The sequence below is a fragment of the Lonsdalea quercina subsp. quercina genome (assembly GCF_000688695.1).
GTDB lineage: Bacteria > Pseudomonadota > Gammaproteobacteria > Enterobacterales > Enterobacteriaceae > Lonsdalea > Lonsdalea quercina_D.
This window is the reverse complement of the sequence record NZ_JIBQ01000008.1, coordinates 19,649-37,413: the sequence shown is the minus strand read 5'-3', so window position 1 is coordinate 37,413 and position 17,765 is coordinate 19,649. Positions and strand designations below refer to the sequence as shown.

General features: G+C 55.7%; 17 protein-coding genes and 1 tRNA gene. 5 read left to right on the top strand and 13 right to left on the bottom strand.

All coding sequences use genetic code 11. The features are described from left to right. Positions 1–154 precede the first annotated feature (154 nt). Positions 155–242, top strand: a tRNA-Ser gene (locus tag SB13_RS09030). A 476-nt stretch (positions 243–718) separates the two neighbouring features. Here the strand turns inward: SB13_RS09030 and SB13_RS09025 are convergent. After that, positions 719–1,420 carry a LexA family transcriptional regulator gene (locus SB13_RS09025; protein WP_152545796.1) on the bottom strand — a complete coding sequence of 234 codons (702 nt, stop codon included), beginning with the start codon at positions 1,418–1,420 and terminating at the stop codon, positions 719–721. Between the two features lie 365 nt (positions 1,421–1,785). On the opposite strand from SB13_RS09025, the gene SB13_RS17025 reads away from it, so the two are divergent. Then, positions 1,786–3,180, top strand: a complete 1,395-nt coding sequence (locus tag SB13_RS17025) for a glycoside hydrolase family 32 protein (RefSeq protein WP_051619087.1) — start codon at positions 1,786–1,788, stop codon at positions 3,178–3,180. 145 nt (positions 3,181–3,325) lie between these two features. Here the strand turns inward: SB13_RS17025 and SB13_RS09015 are convergent, their stop codons facing one another. Next, positions 3,326–3,688: a DUF4186 domain-containing protein gene (locus tag SB13_RS09015; protein ID WP_026740036.1), complete on the bottom strand. Its 363-nt coding sequence runs from the start codon at positions 3,686–3,688 to the stop codon at positions 3,326–3,328. Positions 3,689–3,907: 219 nt separating this feature from the next. Here SB13_RS09015 and SB13_RS09010 point away from each other — a divergent pair, with 219 nt between their 5' ends. Continuing rightward, on the top strand, positions 3,908–4,336 hold the full coding sequence (locus SB13_RS09010; RefSeq protein ID WP_026740035.1) for a universal stress protein: 429 nt from the start codon (positions 3,908–3,910) through the stop codon (positions 4,334–4,336). 37 nt (positions 4,337–4,373) lie between these two features. Here SB13_RS09010 and SB13_RS09005 read toward each other — a convergent pair whose 3' ends face one another. From SB13_RS09005 to ppiB, 9 genes are all read right to left on the bottom strand, one after another. Then, entirely contained in the window at positions 4,374–4,640 is a 267-nt protein-coding gene (locus SB13_RS09005; protein WP_026740034.1) for a DksA/TraR family C4-type zinc finger protein, read from the bottom strand. 132 nt (positions 4,641–4,772) lie between these two features. After that, the gene (locus tag SB13_RS18030) at positions 4,773–4,964 is read right to left on the bottom strand and encodes a YfgG family protein (protein ID WP_235202396.1); all 192 of its coding nucleotides are present in this window, start codon (positions 4,962–4,964) and stop codon (positions 4,773–4,775) included. Between the two features lie 193 nt (positions 4,965–5,157). Next, entirely contained in the window at positions 5,158–6,702 is a 1,545-nt protein-coding gene (ppx, locus tag SB13_RS09000; RefSeq protein WP_026740033.1) for an exopolyphosphatase, read from the bottom strand. 9 nt (positions 6,703–6,711) lie between these two features. Continuing rightward, positions 6,712–8,775, bottom strand: a complete 2,064-nt coding sequence (ppk1, locus tag SB13_RS08995; protein ID WP_026740032.1) for a polyphosphate kinase 1 — start codon at positions 8,773–8,775, stop codon at positions 6,712–6,714. A 193-nt stretch (positions 8,776–8,968) separates the two neighbouring features. Beyond that, on the bottom strand, positions 8,969–10,252 hold the full coding sequence (locus SB13_RS08990; RefSeq protein WP_026740031.1) for an HAAAP family serine/threonine permease: 1,284 nt from the start codon (positions 10,250–10,252) through the stop codon (positions 8,969–8,971). Positions 10,253–10,723: 471 nt separating this feature from the next. Continuing rightward, a complete protein-coding gene (gene purK / locus SB13_RS08985; protein ID WP_026740030.1) occupies positions 10,724–11,794 on the bottom strand; it encodes a 5-(carboxyamino)imidazole ribonucleotide synthase in 1,071 nt (356 codons plus the stop codon). Then, positions 11,791–12,300, bottom strand: coding sequence for a 5-(carboxyamino)imidazole ribonucleotide mutase (purE, locus tag SB13_RS08980; protein WP_026740029.1), 510 nt, complete (start codon positions 12,298–12,300; stop codon positions 11,791–11,793). The genes purK and purE overlap by 4 nt, the downstream gene beginning before the upstream one ends. Before the next feature lie 183 nt (positions 12,301–12,483). Further along, positions 12,484–13,206 (bottom strand): UDP-2,3-diacylglucosamine diphosphatase, encoded by a 723-nt coding sequence (gene lpxH, locus SB13_RS08975; RefSeq protein ID WP_026740028.1) that lies wholly within the window; start codon positions 13,204–13,206, stop codon positions 12,484–12,486. 10 nt (positions 13,207–13,216) lie between these two features. After that, a complete protein-coding gene (ppiB, locus tag SB13_RS08970; protein WP_026740027.1) occupies positions 13,217–13,711 on the bottom strand; it encodes a peptidylprolyl isomerase B in 495 nt (164 codons plus the stop codon). Positions 13,712–14,052: 341 nt separating this feature from the next. Here ppiB and SB13_RS08965 point away from each other — a divergent pair, with 341 nt between their 5' ends. Together SB13_RS08965 and cysS are read left to right on the top strand one after the other, a co-directional pair. After that, positions 14,053–14,475: a DoxX family protein gene (locus SB13_RS08965; protein WP_081821844.1), complete on the top strand. Its 423-nt coding sequence runs from the start codon at positions 14,053–14,055 to the stop codon at positions 14,473–14,475. 340 nt (positions 14,476–14,815) lie between these two features. After that, positions 14,816–16,201 (top strand): cysteine--tRNA ligase, encoded by a 1,386-nt coding sequence (cysS, locus tag SB13_RS08960; RefSeq protein ID WP_026740025.1) that lies wholly within the window; start codon positions 14,816–14,818, stop codon positions 16,199–16,201. Positions 16,202–16,507: 306 nt separating this feature from the next. Here the strand turns inward: cysS and ybcJ are convergent, their stop codons facing one another. Beyond that, a complete protein-coding gene (ybcJ, locus tag SB13_RS08955; protein WP_026740024.1) occupies positions 16,508–16,720 on the bottom strand; it encodes a ribosome-associated protein YbcJ in 213 nt (70 codons plus the stop codon). A 9-nt stretch (positions 16,721–16,729) separates the two neighbouring features. Beyond that, on the bottom strand, positions 16,730–17,599 hold the full coding sequence (gene folD, locus SB13_RS08950) for a bifunctional methylenetetrahydrofolate dehydrogenase/methenyltetrahydrofolate cyclohydrolase FolD (RefSeq protein WP_026740023.1): 870 nt from the start codon (positions 17,597–17,599) through the stop codon (positions 16,730–16,732). Positions 17,600–17,765 lie beyond the last annotated feature (166 nt).

Below are 17,765 nucleotides of genomic sequence, written 5' to 3'. Positions count from 1 at the left end.
CTTCTTTACTTGTGTTCGCCGCCGTCCACAGAAGAAAGAGTGAGCGAAATGCTGAATTTGCAGCCATTTAATCGCCATCAGCCTATTTTTAAGGCAGTTGAACCGGTTGTCGCTTTACAATATCAGGCGCTCTGTTTATAGTTCGCCTCGTTGCGGAGGAGTGGCCGAGTGGTTGAAGGCACCGGTCTTGAAAACCGGCGACGGGAAACCGTTCTAGAGTTCGAATCTCTACTCCTCCGCCATCCATTTCAAGGGGTTGCTTAATAGCAGCCCCTTTTCTTTTTGCGTTATTCTACGCGTGATTCCCCCCGGCGTTGTTTCTCGTTTTTTATCAATAGGATTGCCCAGCGCTGTTTAGCCTGAGCTGGCGCATCATCACTGCACTTACTGCACTTACTGCACTTACTGCACTTACTGCACTTACTGCACTTACTGCACTTACTGCACTTACTGCACTTACTGCACTTACTGCACTTACTGCACTTGCACCCACGGCACCCAGTTTTTCCGTCTATCGTATGCCCGATTATGGACGAAGCGACGTGGCGCCGGAACGCGCTGCGCTACCGGCGTTGTGTCAGCAGAGTCGTTTCTTGGATGGGGAAGGCGGTGAATGCGTCTTGGCGAGGATGAAATGCCCCGGTTTTACGCGGTGTCGTGGTGACGCGCGGTCAGGGCGCCTCTTTCGTTGGGCGGTCTGCGACCGGCATGATGTTGCTTACCCGAACCGCTTGAAGTTGACGGACTGACTGAGCAGCACTTTCGCAATGACGTGAAATTCGTCTTGCTCCCCATCTTCGATATGCCAGGACTGGTATTTAGCGTTGTCGGAGAGCACCAGCAGCCGATGTTTCAGCATTTGCAGACGTTTGACATACAGCATATTGCCGAAGACAAATACATAGATCCCATCTCCGTCGAAGGTGTCGACAGACACATCGACAAAAATCATATCCCCCGGCTCTATCGTGGGCGCCATGCTGTCGCCTTTGACCGTCACCATTTTGATGGCGCTGGCGGGTTTGCCNCCAAACAGCTGCCGCGCCTGTTCATGGGTGTATTCAATGGCTTTCACGGTTTCAACAAACTCGGAGGAAGACACGGCGCCATGTCCCGCGCTGACCTGAATGGGCAGCATATCAACGCGATAGCGCTGGCTTTCGCCGCGCTTGGCGGGTAGCTGTGCAGCCGGCGGCGTAGCGGGAGAAACCACGGTATCAGCGGCGGCGTCCCGGGGCATAAAGAACCAATGCGCAGGATAGCCGCTAACCTGAGACAGCTTTTGCAGGTGAATGCCGCGCGGCATTGTTTTACCCGACACCCAGCCCTGAACGGCCTGAGGAGTAATCGACAGTTTGCGAGCCAGATCAGACTGGCTCCAGCTTTTCTCTGCAAGTAAATCCGCGATGCGCGATGCCATAAGTAGGCGATTCTCTTCGTTCATTTTATCTATGTTACAAGTGTATCTTTAAATTTTCATTTAAATTAATATTTGTAATTCTGTCGATCTGTTGTAAGTTTAAATTGTCAACAACCTATAAGGAGCCAATATGACAACTTGTATCAACGTATTAATAAACAACGCCGCCAATTCATTACACGGTATTTGGCCGCATACGCCCACTGTGAGGGAGAGCGAAATCGCTGCATCTCACGCCTTACTGCCAGAGGATTTCTGCGTCTCACGTAGCGAATCCGCCAAATTAAACGCTCTGGAATCCTTAGGAAAAGCTTTCGTCAGAGTCTGCAGAAGATGGTTTATGAGCAAACGAGAGGAGGTTCACCATGGCCGAAGTCATTGAACAATTTGTTTTCAGCAACGGTTTTCACCTATCCAGTGAAGAACCGGGTTTTATGAATGATATCCAGACGTTTCTGTACGACAGCGAGACCTCTCTGTGGCACGGATACTTTTTATGGAATGGGGACTATTCCTGGGGGGGTAATGGCACGGAGTGGCGTCATTTCACGACGTCTGACTGGGTGACATTCGAAGATCATGGAGTGGCAATCCCGAAATACACCACGCCACAGGGAGACATCGCCACCGGTTCGGTGGTGATCGATCAAAATAATCTGGTGGGTTACGGCGCGGGTGCTTGGTTGGCTTATGTCACCAGCTATAGCGATGGCGTGCAAACCACCAACCTGTGGTACTCAAACGATAAGGGTTATACCTTCAAATCCTGCGAGTCCAATCCCGTACAACCTAATGAACTGCAACTTGAAAATTATCGCGACCCGTTTGCGTTCATTCAGAATGGCGCGGTATATATCTATCTGGCCGAAGGCGGCAAGATCGGCATCTATCGTTCCCTGACGGGTAAAGCGCCGTTCACCTATATCGACAGCATAGTGATTGACAATATGGGGTTAATCGAGTGCCCTACGTTGTTAGAAGTGCGGTGCAGCGATCTTGGATACAACAAGTCCGTACTGGTATTCGGTGCCAACGGCGGAACGTTGGGGACGACGGGGACGTTTATGCATGTGGGAACGGTGGATTACGACACGATGGTGTTCGGCAATATCGAAACACCTGCGCCGGTGGTCATCGACCATGGTCCCGATTTCTACGGCGCGCGTGCCGGGTATGATGAGATGAAAAGCTTCGATCGTCTGTACTGCCTCGGTTGGGCCTCAAATTGGGGTTATTGGCAGGATGCGGATGCGCAGCCCATCGTCGACAAGTCCAGCAACATCGGCATTGCGACCCTCATGCGTAAACTCAAACTGCGCTACGTGGACAATGAGTACTACATCGAAAACAAACCGGTATCTTCTTTCTCGGATGCGATTGTTTCAGAAATTACTGAAACCCTCGACAGCGGGGATACTGCGCTGCCCTTAGTGATTGATGGGCGGGGCTATATCGGCTTTGACTTTCAGGGCAGTACCGCCAGCGAGATCAAAATCGAGGNGGGAGGTAGTGACTGGAATTTTGTCGTGACCTATATCCCCGCGACCCGCGATTGCAGCATTGTTCGCCGGTCGGCAAAAGCTGAGGGGATCACCGAGTTTGAAAAACCTCATGCGTTCACGTTAAGCAAAGACATTTCATGGATGAACATGTTTATTGACTTTGGCGTGATCGAACTGTTTTTCAGTTCGGGCGAATCCTGCACGTATGTCACTTTTTCTTCGGCAGGCGATGTTCAGGTTAATATCGTGAGTATGTAATTGCCCACACGGTCCGCTTTCTCTTTCGAGAAACGGACCGATAAAAGTTTGTCCCTCGCTGTCGCGCCAACAGAAACGACAGCGCTTATCAATCAGGTAGGGGTTTTCTTGCTACCCGCCATTGTTTCCCGAGCCGGGTTTCTACCTAAGATACAGCGGCTAAATCTCTTTCAATCCACGCCAAAACCACCTCGACGATATAGCGTTGCTCCTCCGCCGTCAGCGGCCGTTGTTTGGCTATGCCGTGCCATTTCAACAAGCACCCTCGGCAGCACGTCGCTGTGGCATGTTGGGCGATAAAGACCGGATGCCCGCGCATCGGCGTCTGTTTTCCATCATTGTTCGGCGTCGCGGGCGCCAGCCGTTGCGCGATGAAGTCGGCGGCGTGTGAAGCGACCACGCTTTTGCCTTTGCTGTAGCAATAATCACGCTCTTTGGGGCCGAGATGGAACCGCTGGCGAAAAGTAGAGCGCGAAAGGCGGAGAAACAAATCGTGATTGGCAGACATGATGTAATGCTCGTAAACGTCGGTGTACGGAAACAGAGGAAGCATAAAGGCTTTTGGACGACAGGCAAATGGTGATGGAGTAACTATTTGTATGTTAAGTATATTTAATTCATGTGACGCATTGCCTTCCCTCTCACAAAAGTGATCTCTCGCCATTTATCTCAACGGAAAACAGAGCTACGCTGAAAGTGTCAAAGTACACAGTCAAAGGGGGCTGTTATGTATAAGACTATCTTAGTGCCTGTCGATATCGATGAAGAAGATTTGACCCAAAACGCACTGTCTCAGGCCACGTTTCTGGCAAAATTATCCGGTGCGAAACTGCATATTTTTCATGTTCTTCCGGATGTTTCCGCCTATATTTCCGCGTATGCGTTCGGTCTGGAGGAGTTTGAAAACGAGGCGGTGGTCAAGGCGGATGAAAAGCTGCATGAACTATTGAACCAAATCGATCTTCCGGCCGAGCAGCTCGACCACAGTATTACCTTTGGTACGCCGCGTGATGAGGTATTGGCGCTGGCCGAGGAGATCAAGGCCGATCTGATCGTGGTCGGTTCACGCCGTCCAAGCGTGAAAACCTACCTGCTGGGGTCCAACTCCTCGGCGATTGTGCGCCACGCCAAAACGTCGGTGCTGGTGGCGCGGTAACAACGTAACGATGCTGCGCAGTCGCGGCGTCCGCCACTCAACGAAGCTGGCTGTCTTTACTGCCGCGGCGGTTGTAGCCAGCATTGATGCTGCGCTGTTTGTCGATTTTCCCCTGACAGGCAACGCAGTAGCGCACGCCCGGTAACGCCTTACGCCGGGCTTCCGGTATGGGCTCTCCACACTCCTCGCAATAGTCAGCGCTTTCGCCTCGATGTAACTGGCTGCGCGCCTGCGCGATGGCATCATCGACGGTGGCGTCGATTTGTTCCTGTACGGAACCATCACTTGACCAACCACTTGCCATTATTGACCTCCTGCCTGCTGGATGACGCGGTCATCGTTTGCATCGTCTGTAACACGAATGCACAACGTCCGCCTCGATGCGAGTCGGTAATCATAAAATAGCTGAAATCAGCAGAACGCGTGGGCTAAGCGACTATTCTCGTTGAGCAGGGGTGGTGACGGTAGATGTGGCCAGGGAATGCTCAACGCGTGTTTGCTGCTGAATTTCCTGGTGATAAAGAAAGGCGCCGACGGCGGAATAAACAAAGCGACCTAACAGAATGATGAGACTGATCATGAGTACGGTACGGGCTATACGCGTACTACTTCGTCGTTGACGTAACATGATTCTTCGCCTGTGGGTAACCGTAGACATTACCGGATGTATTCCTGATGAAAGCGGACATTCGCTGTTGTTTATTTAGGCACAAGCTGACAGCGGGGTCAATGCGCCTGGGGCAAAAAATCACCCCCAGGCGAAAATGTGAAAAATTTCACAATGTGAAGCAGGAGTAAGGCGCTGGGGCTGCCGACCTGCCCTAAATCTGCGTCGGCGACTCTTTTTCCTCTTCAATCAACAACGTCCAGTCGCTGATGCCTTGCCAGTATTCCTGCTCTTTTTCCAGATCGAGCTGCACCAGCGTATTTTGACTGAAATAGCCGAACGGGAAAATCAGAGTCCAGGTGCGATCGTCCGTCGCCAGACGCAGCATTTGCGGCGATGTCGTGGCCTGGCGCTGATTGTTCAGCAGCGTAGCCAGCCGCAGCAGCAGTATCATCGGCATGTACTGCTTCTTTTTGAACTGATTCAGGCGCGGCAGCTCGTCTGTTTTTATCGCCTTGCGATGCCAGCGCACCAACAGCGACAGCACCATCTGCTGTTCCTGATTGAAGCCCGGCAGATTGGTATTTTGCAGTATGTAAGCGGAGTGGCGATGCATTCCGCTGTGATTGATGCCGAGGCCCACTTCATACAGCATGGCTGCCCATTTCAAAATGGCCTCCAACTGCGGATTCACCAGCGAGGGATTCTGTTCTTCCCACTGGGTGTACAGCAACTCTGCCGTTTCACGTACGCGATTGGCCTGCTCGCGGTCGATGTTGTAATGGCTGGCCAGACTTTTCGCGGTGCGGATACGGATATCCTGATGACGGAAGCGGCCCTCCATTTCATACAGCACGCCTTCGCGCAACGCACCGTCCGACAGCCTGAGCTTATCGATAGCCAGCGTATCGAAGACTCCGCAGAGGATGGCAAGGCCGGGAACCAGCACGTTCTGTCGCTCATCCGTCAGGCCCGGGAGACTTAGCGCCTTCACGTTCTTATGCTTCAGGATCTCATCGCGTAGCATTTCGAGACGTTCCAGCGTTATTTGACCGTCTTTTTCGCCCATCGCCAGCAGGATCTCGTTGGCGGCTTTAATGGTGCCGGAGGCGCCCAGCGCATAGTCCCATCCGTAGATGCGGTATTGCCAGGCCAGATTTTCCAGCTGCTGCGCGGCGGCAAGACGGGCGCGTTTGAAGTTGTTGGCGTTGATTTCGCCGTCGGGGAAAAACAGTTGGGCGAAGCTGACGCAGCCCATGCGGCGGCTTTCCACCAGCTTAGGCTCGAAATCTTCACCTATCACCAGCTCCGTCGACCCGCCGCCGATGTCGATCACCAGCTTACGGCCTTTTTCCGGCTGCGTGTGCTCCACGCCCATAAAGATCAGTCGTGCTTCCTCATGTCCGGAAATAATAGAAATCGGATAGGGAATGATTTTGGCGGCGCGATGCAGAAATTCCTGCGCGTTATGCGCTTCTCGCAGGGCGTGCGTGCCGACGATAGAGACATTGGCCGCCGGGAATCCCTGCAGGCGCTCGGCGAACAGCGCAAGACAGTTCAGACCCCGTTCCATGGACTCCTCGCTCAACCGATTCTGGCTGTCGAGTCCGTCTACCATATGCACCCGTTGTTTCAGGCGGCTAAGCACCTGAAGCGCGCCATTGACCACGCGGGCGACCACCATATGAAAACTGTTGGAGCCCAGGTCGATGGCGGCGAATTCCTGGGGTTTTTCAGCGATATTGTCGGTTAAAGGCATGGCTCTGGCCTACTCTTCGGGTTGCTCAAGGACCTTAAGATATTCATAGATCGCATTCTGGGCGCGGACTTTGCGCCGGTTGCCACGGGTGACATAGTGATTGTTTAACTCTTTGTCCAGCACGCGGGCTTTGACCGTATCGCTGAACAGAATCTCCAGAATGTCGAGGATTCGCGCTTTCAGCGTCTGGTCCAGCACTTCCACGGCGACTTCGATGCGGTAATCGATGTTGCGGGTCATCCAGTCGGCGGAGGAGAGAAACACCTGCTGGTCGCCGCCGTTGTGGAAAACGTACAGCCGGTCATGCTCCAGATAACGGTCTATGATGCTGGTGACGCGGATATTATCACTGATCCCCGGGATACCGGGAATGAGCGAGCACATCCCGCGGACCAACAGGTTCATTTTCACTCCGGCGCCGGACGCGGTATACAGCCGGTCCACCAAACCCTTGTCCACGAGGTTGTTCACCTTCAGGGTGATTTTCGCCTCCACTCCGTTCTGCGCGTTGGCAATTTCGCGGTCGATCAGCTCATAGAGACGGCTGCGGGAGTTCTGGGGGGACACCAGAAGGTGATCGAAGCTCACCGGCCGGTACGGGTTTTCGATGAAGTTGAAGACTCGGCGCACTTCGTTGGTGATACGCTCGTCGGCGGTCAGCAGCGAATAGTCGGTATACAGCCGCGCGGTTTTTTCGTTGAAGTTACCCGTGCCGATATGCGCATAGCGCACCACGTTGTCGCCTTCACGCCGCGAGATCAAAAACAGCTTGGCGTGAATTTTCAGCCCGGGGATGGAGAAGATAACGTGCACGCCGGCTTCCGTCAGTCTTTTCGCCCAGTGGATGTTGGCGGCCTCATCGAAACGCGCCTGCAATTCCACCACCACCGTGACCTTTTTGCCGTTGTGCGCGGCGTGGATCATGGAGTTGATAATGCGCGAATCCTTGGCGACACGATAGATGTTGATTTTGATCGCCAGCACGCTGGGGTCGAAGGACGCCTGCCGCAGAATCTCCAGCACGTGCTCGAAGGTATGGTAGGGGTAGTAGAGCAGCACATCGCGCTCGCGGATAGCGTCAAAGCCGTTGCGGAAGTGGTTGAACCCCAGATGACGCAGGCGCGGCAGCGGCTTGTTGACCAGATTGGCGCGGCCCACGTTCGGAAAGCCGATAAAGTCTTTGAAGTTGTGATAGCGGCCGCCGGGAATGACCGAGTCGTAAGAGGTGATATCCAGTTTCTTCAGCAGGCACTCCACCATCGCATCCGGCATGTCGCGCTGATAGACGAAGCGGACCGGCTTGGCCGTCAGCCGCTGTTTAAGGCTGGACGACATCAGCTCCAGCAGGCTGGACTCCATTTCCGTCACCAGATCGTACTCGGCGTCGCGGGTCATCTTCATGGAGTAGGCGTTTAGTTCGTCGTAATCGAAAAAGCCCCAGAAAATATCATCCAGACAGTAACGGAGGATATTGTCGATGAGAATCATGGTTTTGCGACGATGTGGCGCTTCCGGCGGCAGATCGACGAAGCGAGCGACCTTGTCGGACGGGATTTCCAACAGCGCGTAGTCCGTCTTCTCACCGCGAATGATTTCGATAGCCAGATAGGTGTAATCGTCTTTCAAAAACTGAATCAGATTGGTTTCAGGCAGCAGCAGAATCGGGGTGATATGCGGACGCAGGTAGTGCTTGAAATAGTCGCGTAGCCACGCTTGCTGGTTGGGCGACACCTGCCGCTCGTTGACCAAAAAAATCTGGTTGCGCGCCATCTCCAGCAGCAGCTCGTTATACAGGTTGTCGAACAGCTGGTCGGTTTTCAGTACGCGCATCTGAATTTTGCTCAGCAGATGACGTAGTCCGCTGGCGGAACCTTGTTCTTCGTTAATCAGAATACGACGTTTCAGTTCGGCGAATCGGACCTTGTAAAATTCGTCCAAATTGCTGGAGTAGATGCCCAGAAAGCGCATACGTTCAATCAGCGGATTATTCTTGTCGGCGGCTTCTTGAAGTACGCGTTCATTGAAAGATAACCAACTCAACTCTTTGTCTATGTAGAGTTTGTCCTGACTCATTCTCACTCCGTTAAATGATTTTACTGAAGTGTTTCTACTATCCATTACCATTATGGCGCGTGAATGACGGGCATGGCGAGTATTCAAATGGACTTTTTATTACGCCGTTGAGCGAGGGCGGGGATGTGTTGTGTGCATTAACCTGTATAAAAAACGTCAACGGTGTGCGGCGCGAAACGCCGCACACCGGGGCTTACTGACACAGGCTGTAGATAATTGCGGTCATTGCAATCAGTCCCGTCAGCGTCACGAAGAGATTGCTGAGCTGACCGCTGTAGCGCCGCATCGCAGGGACGCGATGGATCGCATACATCGGCATCAAAAACAGCAGGCAGGCGATAATCGGGCCGCCCAGCGTTTCAATCATCCCCAAAATGCTGGGGTTCCACGTGGCCACCAGCCAGGTGGTCAGCAGCATAAAAAGGGTAGTGATACGGTTCAGCGTGCGATGAGCCAGCGTTTTGCCGCCCCGCCGCAGCGTTTTCACCATCAGTCCGTTGAATCCCTCGCCCGCGCCAAGGTAGTGACCCAGGAACGACTTGGAGATAGCGACGGTTGCGATCAGCGGCGCCGCATAGCCAATAAGCGCGCTGTCAAAATGGTTCGCCAGATACGACAAGATCGAAATATTTTGCGTTTTCGCCGCCATCAGCTCTTCCGGCGACAGCGCCAGCACGCAGCTGAACACGAAGAACATGACCGTCAGCACCATCATCACATGGCTGTAGGACAGAATACGCGTGCACTTCTTCTCCGCCGCTTCGCCATACTCCTTGCGCTTGGCGACGGCGAACGAAGAGATAATCGGCGAGTGGTTGAAGGAGAACACCATCACCGGGATCGCCAGCCACAGCGTCGCGGGCAGGCTGCTGCCGTTCACGGCCCCGGACAGGGACAACGTGTGGAATACCGATAGATTCCAGTGCGGCACCAGATAGCAGGCCAGCAGCAACAGCACGGTCAAAAACGGATACACCAGCACGCTCATTGCTTTCACGATGGTGGCTTCCCCGAAGCGCACCACGAACATCAGGCACAAAATCAGCGTCAGTGCGAGCAGCGCGCGCGGCGGTGAAGGCAGGTGCAGCTGGTGGGTGATGAAGCTGTCGACAGTATTGGTGATCGCCACGCTGTAGACGAGCAGAATGGGGTAGATGGCGAAAAAGTACAGCAGGGTGATGAGATGACCAGCCCGGGCGCCGAAATGTTCCTCCACCACCTCGGTGATGTCCTCCGCGTCCCCTTTGCCTGACAGGACGAAACGGCATAGCGCGCGATGCGAATAGTGCGTCATGGGAAACGCGATAATCGCCATGATGATGAGCGGCAACAAACCGCCGATACCAGCATTAATGGGCAAAAACAGCACCCCGGCGCCGATGGCCGTGCCATACAGTCCCAGCATCCAGACGGTATCGCTTTTGCGCCAGGTGGAGGCGGTGTCAAAGACCGCGCTGCTTTCCTGAATTGAGCTCATACAACTCTCTCCTGAGCGAGTCATGCATATAAAACAGACGTCCGGCTCACGACGTGCGGCCGGGCGAAGTGTGCGAGGGTGGATGACATCAGGACCGCGATCGTCGCGCGATGCTGACATCCTTGTCACAGGCGGCGGGCGACGCAGCGGATAGGACAACACGTGACGGCGAGAAGCCGGGAGAAACACCGTTGAACAGAGGAGAAATCTTCATTGCGGGAAATACATCCTTAAATACCAGTTTCCGTTAGCGCCACGATGAAAATACGCGGTCATCGCATTCAGGCAAAATCTGATGGCCGGAATGACGGCGCTATTATCTCGCGAAATAAATCACGGGTGCAAACCCGGTTGCCTGTCACGCCCCCTGACGAGGCGACGGACAAGCACGGTGTTAAAACGTGGCCTCGACACGCTATGCCCTTGCCGCATCGGCGCGCGGATCTCCGGGGACATCCGCGCAGCCACAGATCAGGCCGACAGCGTTTGCTGCGCCCACGTAAGCCCTGACTGATACTCCGTCGGCAGCATCGGCGCCAGCGCCTGCAGCGTCTCGCGGAGGAGAGTGGCGTCCGGATCGCTGAGATTCAGATGCCCGACCTTCCGGCCCGGACGCACTTCTTTCTCATACCAGTGCAGATGCGTCAGCGGCAGCGTCAGCCAGTCGACATTCACGTCGGTGCCGATAAGGTTGACCATCACCGACGGCGTGCTGACGACGGGCGCGGGCATCGGCAAATCGATAATTGCCCGCAGATGCAGTTCGAACTGGCTGATAGACGCGCCGTTCTGGGTCCAGTGGCCGCTGTTGTGTACGCGCGGCGCGAGCTCGTTGATCAGCAGTTGGTCGCCGACGATAAAGCACTCCATCGCCATCACGCCGACGTAGCCCAGATGATTCAAAATGGCGGACAGCATCTTTTCAGCCTGCCGTTGCAAGGCCGGTTGAGGATGCGGCAGCGCAACGCTGGCGCGCAGAATGCCGTCCTGATGCAGATTGTGGGTCAGCGGATAAAATACACACTCGCCCAGTGCGTTGCGCGCGCCGACCAGCGACACCTCGCCGGAAAAGTTGATCCCCTGCTCGACGATGCACTCGCCGTAGCAGTCCGCGGGCAGCGTCGCCTCATCACCGGGGCGCAGACGCCACTGGCCGCGACCGTCATAGCCGCCGACGCGGCGCTTGACGATGGCCAGCTCGCCCAAGCGGCTAAAAATCGCGGGCCAGGTGTCGGCGCTGCTCAACAACTGCCACGGCGCCGTCGCCAGCTGTAGCTCGTCCAACAGCTGCTTCTGCGTATAGCGGTCCGCCAGACGTGGAAAAATATCGCGGTTGATGAACGCAGGCTGCGTCGCCAACTGGCGGGTGAGGGCGGTTTCCGGCCAGCGTTCGATCTCTGCGGTGATGACGCTGTGCTGGTAGGGGATCGATTCAGGCTCGGCGTCCAGTCCGACTGGATAGACTGCGATGCCCAGCGGCTCNCCAGCCTGACGCAGCATGCGTCCCAGCTGGCCGTTACCCAATACGCATACCGGTTTCATGCATCCTCCCGCGGATCGGAATGCTGGAGCACTTCGTCGGTTTGGCGCTGACGCCAATCCGTCAAGCGCGTAGACAGTTCCCGGTCATGCAGCGCCAGAATCTGTGCAGCCAGCAGGGCGGCATTGGCCGCGCCGGCTTTGCCTATCGCCAGCGTTCCCACCGGAATGCCGCGCGGCATTTGCACGATGGAGTACAGGCTGTCCACACCGCTCAGCGCTGCGCTCTGTACGGGAACGCCCAGCACCGGCACCAGCGTTTTGGCGGCCAGCATGCCAGGCAGGTGCGCAGCGCCGCCGGCTCCGGCAATGATGACGTCAAAGCCGTTATCCGCCGCGGTTTCGGCAAAACGGAACAGTTTGTCCGGCGTGCGGTGCGCGGACACGATTTCAACGTGGAAAGGGAGATTCAGCGTGGTGAGGATTTCTGCTGCGAACTGCATGGTGGCCCAGTCACTCTTTGAACCCATCACGATGGCGATTTTTGCCGGGGCAGCGTTGGATGACATGCCTGTAGTGCTCCTGTGAGTGTGCCTGACGCCGGTCAGTGCACAGGGTGATAAGACGCATCGCCGCCGAGTCGGCGCTCCGGCGACGAGGGCGTAGAGCATACCATGACCCCAGAGGGAGGAAAACGGTTGCGTCGCGATGAACGTCGGGGTTTTGCGTGAAAAACGAGGGGAAAGCAGAATTTAGAACGGGAATGCGTGCAGCGAAATACCGTCGGGCGTGACTTTGATGACCGAGCCTTCCTCATGCCAGGCGCCGAGAACGGCCCGCTGGGCGGTCTCGCCGTCGACGGTCAGCGTATGGATCGCCGGTCGATGCGTATGACCGTGGATCAAGGTCTTGACCTGGAAGTGGCGCAGCCGGTCTATGACCTGCTGAGGATTGACGTCCATGATCTCGAGGGATTTGATCTGGTTGGCCTGCTGGCTGGCTGAGCGCATGCTTGCGGCGATGCGTAGCCGGATGCGCAGGGGCAGCCACAGAAACAGACGTTGAATCAGCGGGTTGTGAACGCGGCGGCGAAAACGCTGGTAGGCGGCGTCGTCAGTGCACAACGTGTCGCCGTGCAGCACCAGATACTCGTGACCGTATAGCGTAATTCGGTTTTCCTCCGGCAGCAGCGTCATACCGCTCTGGCGGGCGAAGCGCTTGCCGATCAGGAAATCCCGGTTGCCGTGGACGAAGTAGCAGGGCACGCCCTGCTGATGCAGCGCCAGCAGCGCGGCGGCGACGGTGTGATGCAGCGGCTGCGGATCGTCATCGCCAATCCAGGCGTCAAACAGGTCGCCCAGGATGTACAGCGCGTCGGCTTGAGCCGCTTCTTCGCGTAAAAAACGCAGAAAACCGGCGGTAATAGCCGGTTCCTGTTCGCTCAGATGCAAATCGCCAATAAACAGCGTCGCCATGCAGGGAAAATTACTCGCTGACCGTAACGCTGGTCACAACGACATCTTCCTTCGGCACATCCTGGTGCATGCCGCTGCGGCCGGTTGACACGGCTTTGATTTTATCGACCACGTCCAAGCCTTCCACGACTTCGGCGAAGACGCAGTAACCCCAGCCGTCGGCGCGTTCGGAGCGGAAGTTCAGGAAGTCGTTGTCCACCACGTTAATGAAGAACTGAGCGGTGGCGGAGTGCGGGTCGTTGGTGCGTGCCATCGCCAGCGTGCCGCGGGTATTTTTCAGGCCGTTGTTGGCTTCGTTTTTGATCGGCGCTTCGGTGATTTTCTGTTCCATACCCGGAGCAAAGCCGCCGCCCTGAATCATAAAGCCATTAATCACGCGGTGAAAAATGGTGTTGTTATAGAAGCCGCTACGGCAGTATTTCAGAAAGTTTTCAACGGTAGCCGGCGCTTTGTCAGCGAAAGTGTTGATGACGATATCGCCATGGTTGGTATGAAACGTAATCATAATGATGATTCCTACTTAGCCATAGTACATAGAATAAAGGAGAGGTTTACAGAGGCGGTGAGCCACCAAGAGCGCTCTTATAACATAAGTGAATGGCTGAGTCAGCAAAGGCCGCCTCGCGCGAGAGCCTGACGGCGGGGCGGAGGCTATCAGCCAGCGGCGTGACATGCGCTTTGGCCTCTGCTTTACCGTACGATCTAGAACCGGAAAACGGGGGCGCTCACTCGTCGTCGCAACAGGGGAAGAAACGATTTTTCAAACGTGACGCGGCGATCGGTAAAAGGCCCCGGATTAAGTGATAATCATTCTCCTTAATCAGGTAATCACAAGGGAGGTGCATGATGCTTAACGGGTTCAATTCGCTCTTTGACAGGCCGGATTTCGGCAAGCTGGTACTGCGCGTTTCATTCGGTGCCATGATGCTGTTCCACGGCGTTCATAAGCTGATCGCCGGTATTGGCGGCATCCAGTCGATGGTGATGGCGCATGGGCTGCCCGGTATCGTCGGTTACGGCGTCTATGTGGGTGAGGTGATCGCGCCCGTGTTGATGATTCTGGGCATTCTGACCCGGCCGTCCGCGCTCATTTTCACGCTCACGATGTTAGCCGCGTATGGGCTGACCGACCTGAATGCGGCCCTCACGCTGGACAAGACCGGCGCATGGGGTATTGAGAACATGGCGGTGTACTTTTTCGCTGGTCTCGCCATCTTGTTGCTCGGCGGCGGTCGTTACTCGCTGGCGTCTAACCCCCGCTGGCGGTAGCGCGACACCGTTTCTGACGCCAGGGCGCATTGAGTCACGCCGCGCCTTAGACGAGACAGGTGCGCTGCACACGAAGAGACAAAACTTTAACCCCTTTATATGAAGGGTTATTTTCCCACCTGACTCTTGCCCGAACCGCCGGTCGGGCTTTTGTTTTTTCACGTAAAAATCTTTTTCTCAGGATGAAATAACTTCCGCCGCTTGATGGTACCGATCTTGCAATAGGTCAGGGTTCGGGGTTCAATACGCTGCCTGGGCCCGAAACGCTGGCCACTCATATTTTGATACGCGTACTGCAAACAGTGATGCTCATATCCTGCGAACACCATGGAATGTCCCGATGCTAAAGATTTTTAATACCCTGACTCGTCAAAAAGAGGAATTCAAACCCATTCACGCTGACAAAGTCGGTATGTATGTGTGCGGGATAACCGTTTACGACCTGTGTCACATTGGTCACGGGCGGACTTTCGTGGCGTTCGATGTGGTCTCGCGTTATCTGCGTTACCTTGGCTACGAGGTGAAGTATGTCCGCAATATTACGGACATTGATGACAAAATCATTCAACGCGCAGCTAAAAACGGCGAAACCATCGAGCAATTGACCGACCGCATGATTGCCGAGATGCACGACGATTTCAGTGCGTTGAATATTCTGCCGCCGGACGTTGAGCCGCGCGCCACCCGGCATATTGATGAAATCATCGCGCTGGTACAGCAGTTGATGGAACGTGATCACGCCTATGTGGCGAAGAACGGCGACGTGATGTTCGCGGTCGATACCGATGCGGATTACGGCATCCTGTCCCGTCAGGATTTGGAACAGCTGAAGGCCGGCGCGCGGGTTGAAATCGCCGACGTTAAACGTAACCCAATGGATTTTGTCTTATGGAAGATGTCGAAGCCCGGCGAGCCGAGCTGGCCGTCGCCGTGGGGCAACGGTCGTCCTGGCTGGCATATCGAATGCTCCGCTATGAACTGCAAGCAGCTGGGTGAACACTTCGACATCCACGGCGGCGGTTCGGATCTGATGTTCCCGCATCATGAAAACGAAATTGCTCAGTCTACCTGCGCCCACGGCGGCGAATACGTCAACTACTGGATGCACTCCGGCATGGTGATGGTCGACCGGGAAAAGATGTCTAAATCCCTGAACAATTTCTTCACCGTCCGCGACGTATTGGCGCACTACGATGCTGAAACCATTCGCTACTTTTTGATGTCCGGGCACTACCGTAGCCAGTTGAACTACAGCGAAGAGAACCTCAAGCAGGCGCGCGCTTCTCTGGAGCGTTTATACACCGCGTTGCGCGGCATGGACGCATCGGCGGCCGCCTGCGGCGGCGAAGCCTTCGAGGCCCGTTTCCGCGAGGCGATGGACGACGACTTCAATACCCCGGAAGCCTACTCCGTGCTGTTTGATATGGCGCGCGAAGTCAACCGGATGAAGGCGGAAGATCCCGCGGCGGCAAATGGTCTGGCCGCCGCGCTGCGACAGTTGGCGAAAGTGCTGGGCCTGCTGGAGCAAGAGCCGGAGCTGTTCCTGCAGAGCGGCGCGCAGGCGGACGATGACGAAGTGGCGGAAATCGAAGCGTTGATCAAGCAGCGCAACGATGCGCGTCAGAGTAAAGACTGGGGACTGGCGGATGCCGCGCGCGATCGCCTCAACGAAATGGGGATCGTGCTGGAAGATGGCCCGCAGGGGACAATCTGGCGCCGTAAGTAAGCCGTCTTTCCTCCCTTCGCGGCGGAGCGCTTCGTTTCGCCGCCCCCACGCTCCTCAACAGGCCGGAAGCTGATTCGCTCCCGGCCTGTTTTCATTGATTCTCCGTTGCTGACTTCCCTTCTTCCCTCCTGAACCCGAATCCTGGATATCTCGCGCACAGGCGAGATTGGGCGCATTGCGATGGCGCGTCATGGCAGAGGAAGGAGAACGTGACAGGGTGGGGGAGAATAGGGGATAACCCCACATCTCCGCGAGGGCGGGATGTGGGTGAAATACGCGATGCTTCGGCTATCGCCGTCGGGCGATCTATGCCTGAACAGTGACCGCCTGGTCCGCGAAACGCACGACCTGACCGGCGACGATTTTGCAGCGCTTACGCGTTTCGATATGGTCGTCGACGCTCACGTCGCCGTTGGCGATGAGCTGTTTGGCGGAGGCGCCGCTGTCGCTCCAGCCGAGGAGTTTCAGCAGATCGCACAGTTCAACGTGCGGATGTTGGTTCAGGTGAAAAATTTCCATAATCTCAGTTTATGCCTTTGCGGGTGTGTCGTGATATTCCTCGCAGGCCTGCAAGGTATTTTGAATCAGGGTGGCGACGGTCATCGGGCCGACGCCGCCGGGGACCGGCGTGATGAAGGAGGCGCGTTCGCTTGCACCGGCAAAATCAATATCGCCCACGACTTTGCCGTCTTCCAGTCGATTGATGCCGACATCGATCACGACCGCGCCGGGTTTGATCCAGTCGCCCGGAATAAAGCCGGGNTTACCGACGGCGACGACCAGCAAATCGGCGTTTTCAACGTGCTGACGCAAATTCTTCGTGAAACGGTGCGTCACGGTCGTGGTGCAACCGGCCAGCAGCAGCTCCAGACTCATCGGGCGGCCGACAATGTTCGATGCGCCGATGACGACGGCGTTCAGGCCGAACATGTCGATCTTGTACTGCTCCAGCAGCGTGATGATCCCACGCGGCGTACAGGAGCGCAGCAGCGGCGCGCGCTGGCAGAGGCGGCCGACGTTGTACGGGTGGAAGCCATCCACGTCTTTGTCGGGCGCGATGCGCTCAATGACGCTGGTGTTGTCGATGCCCTGCGGCAGCGGCAACTGCACCAGAATACCGTCGATGGTTTCATCGGCGTTCAGCCGGTCAATCAGCGCCAGCAGTTCGCTTTCGGAGGTGGTGGAGGGCAGATCGTAAGAGCGGGAAATGAAACCGACTTCCTCACAGACCCGGCGTTTGCTGCCGACATAAATCTGAGAAGCAGGATCGTCCCCTACCAGGATAACCGCCAGACCCGGCGCTCGCTTACGGGCGGCCAGACGCTCTTGGACACGTGCAGCAACGTCGCTCTTAACTTGCTGCGCAATCGTTTTACCATCAATAAGTTTCGCAACCATCTACAGAAAATCCATCATTTCACAAACGGGGGATGGCGCGTATTTTGTCAGAAGCGGCGCGTGCTGTCAGGCGTTGTATCGACATTAATTGCTGACGCTCCATCGTTTCCGTCCGTCATCGCCCTGAGAGGACCCTCGATATACGTCGGATAAAGGGGAAGGACGC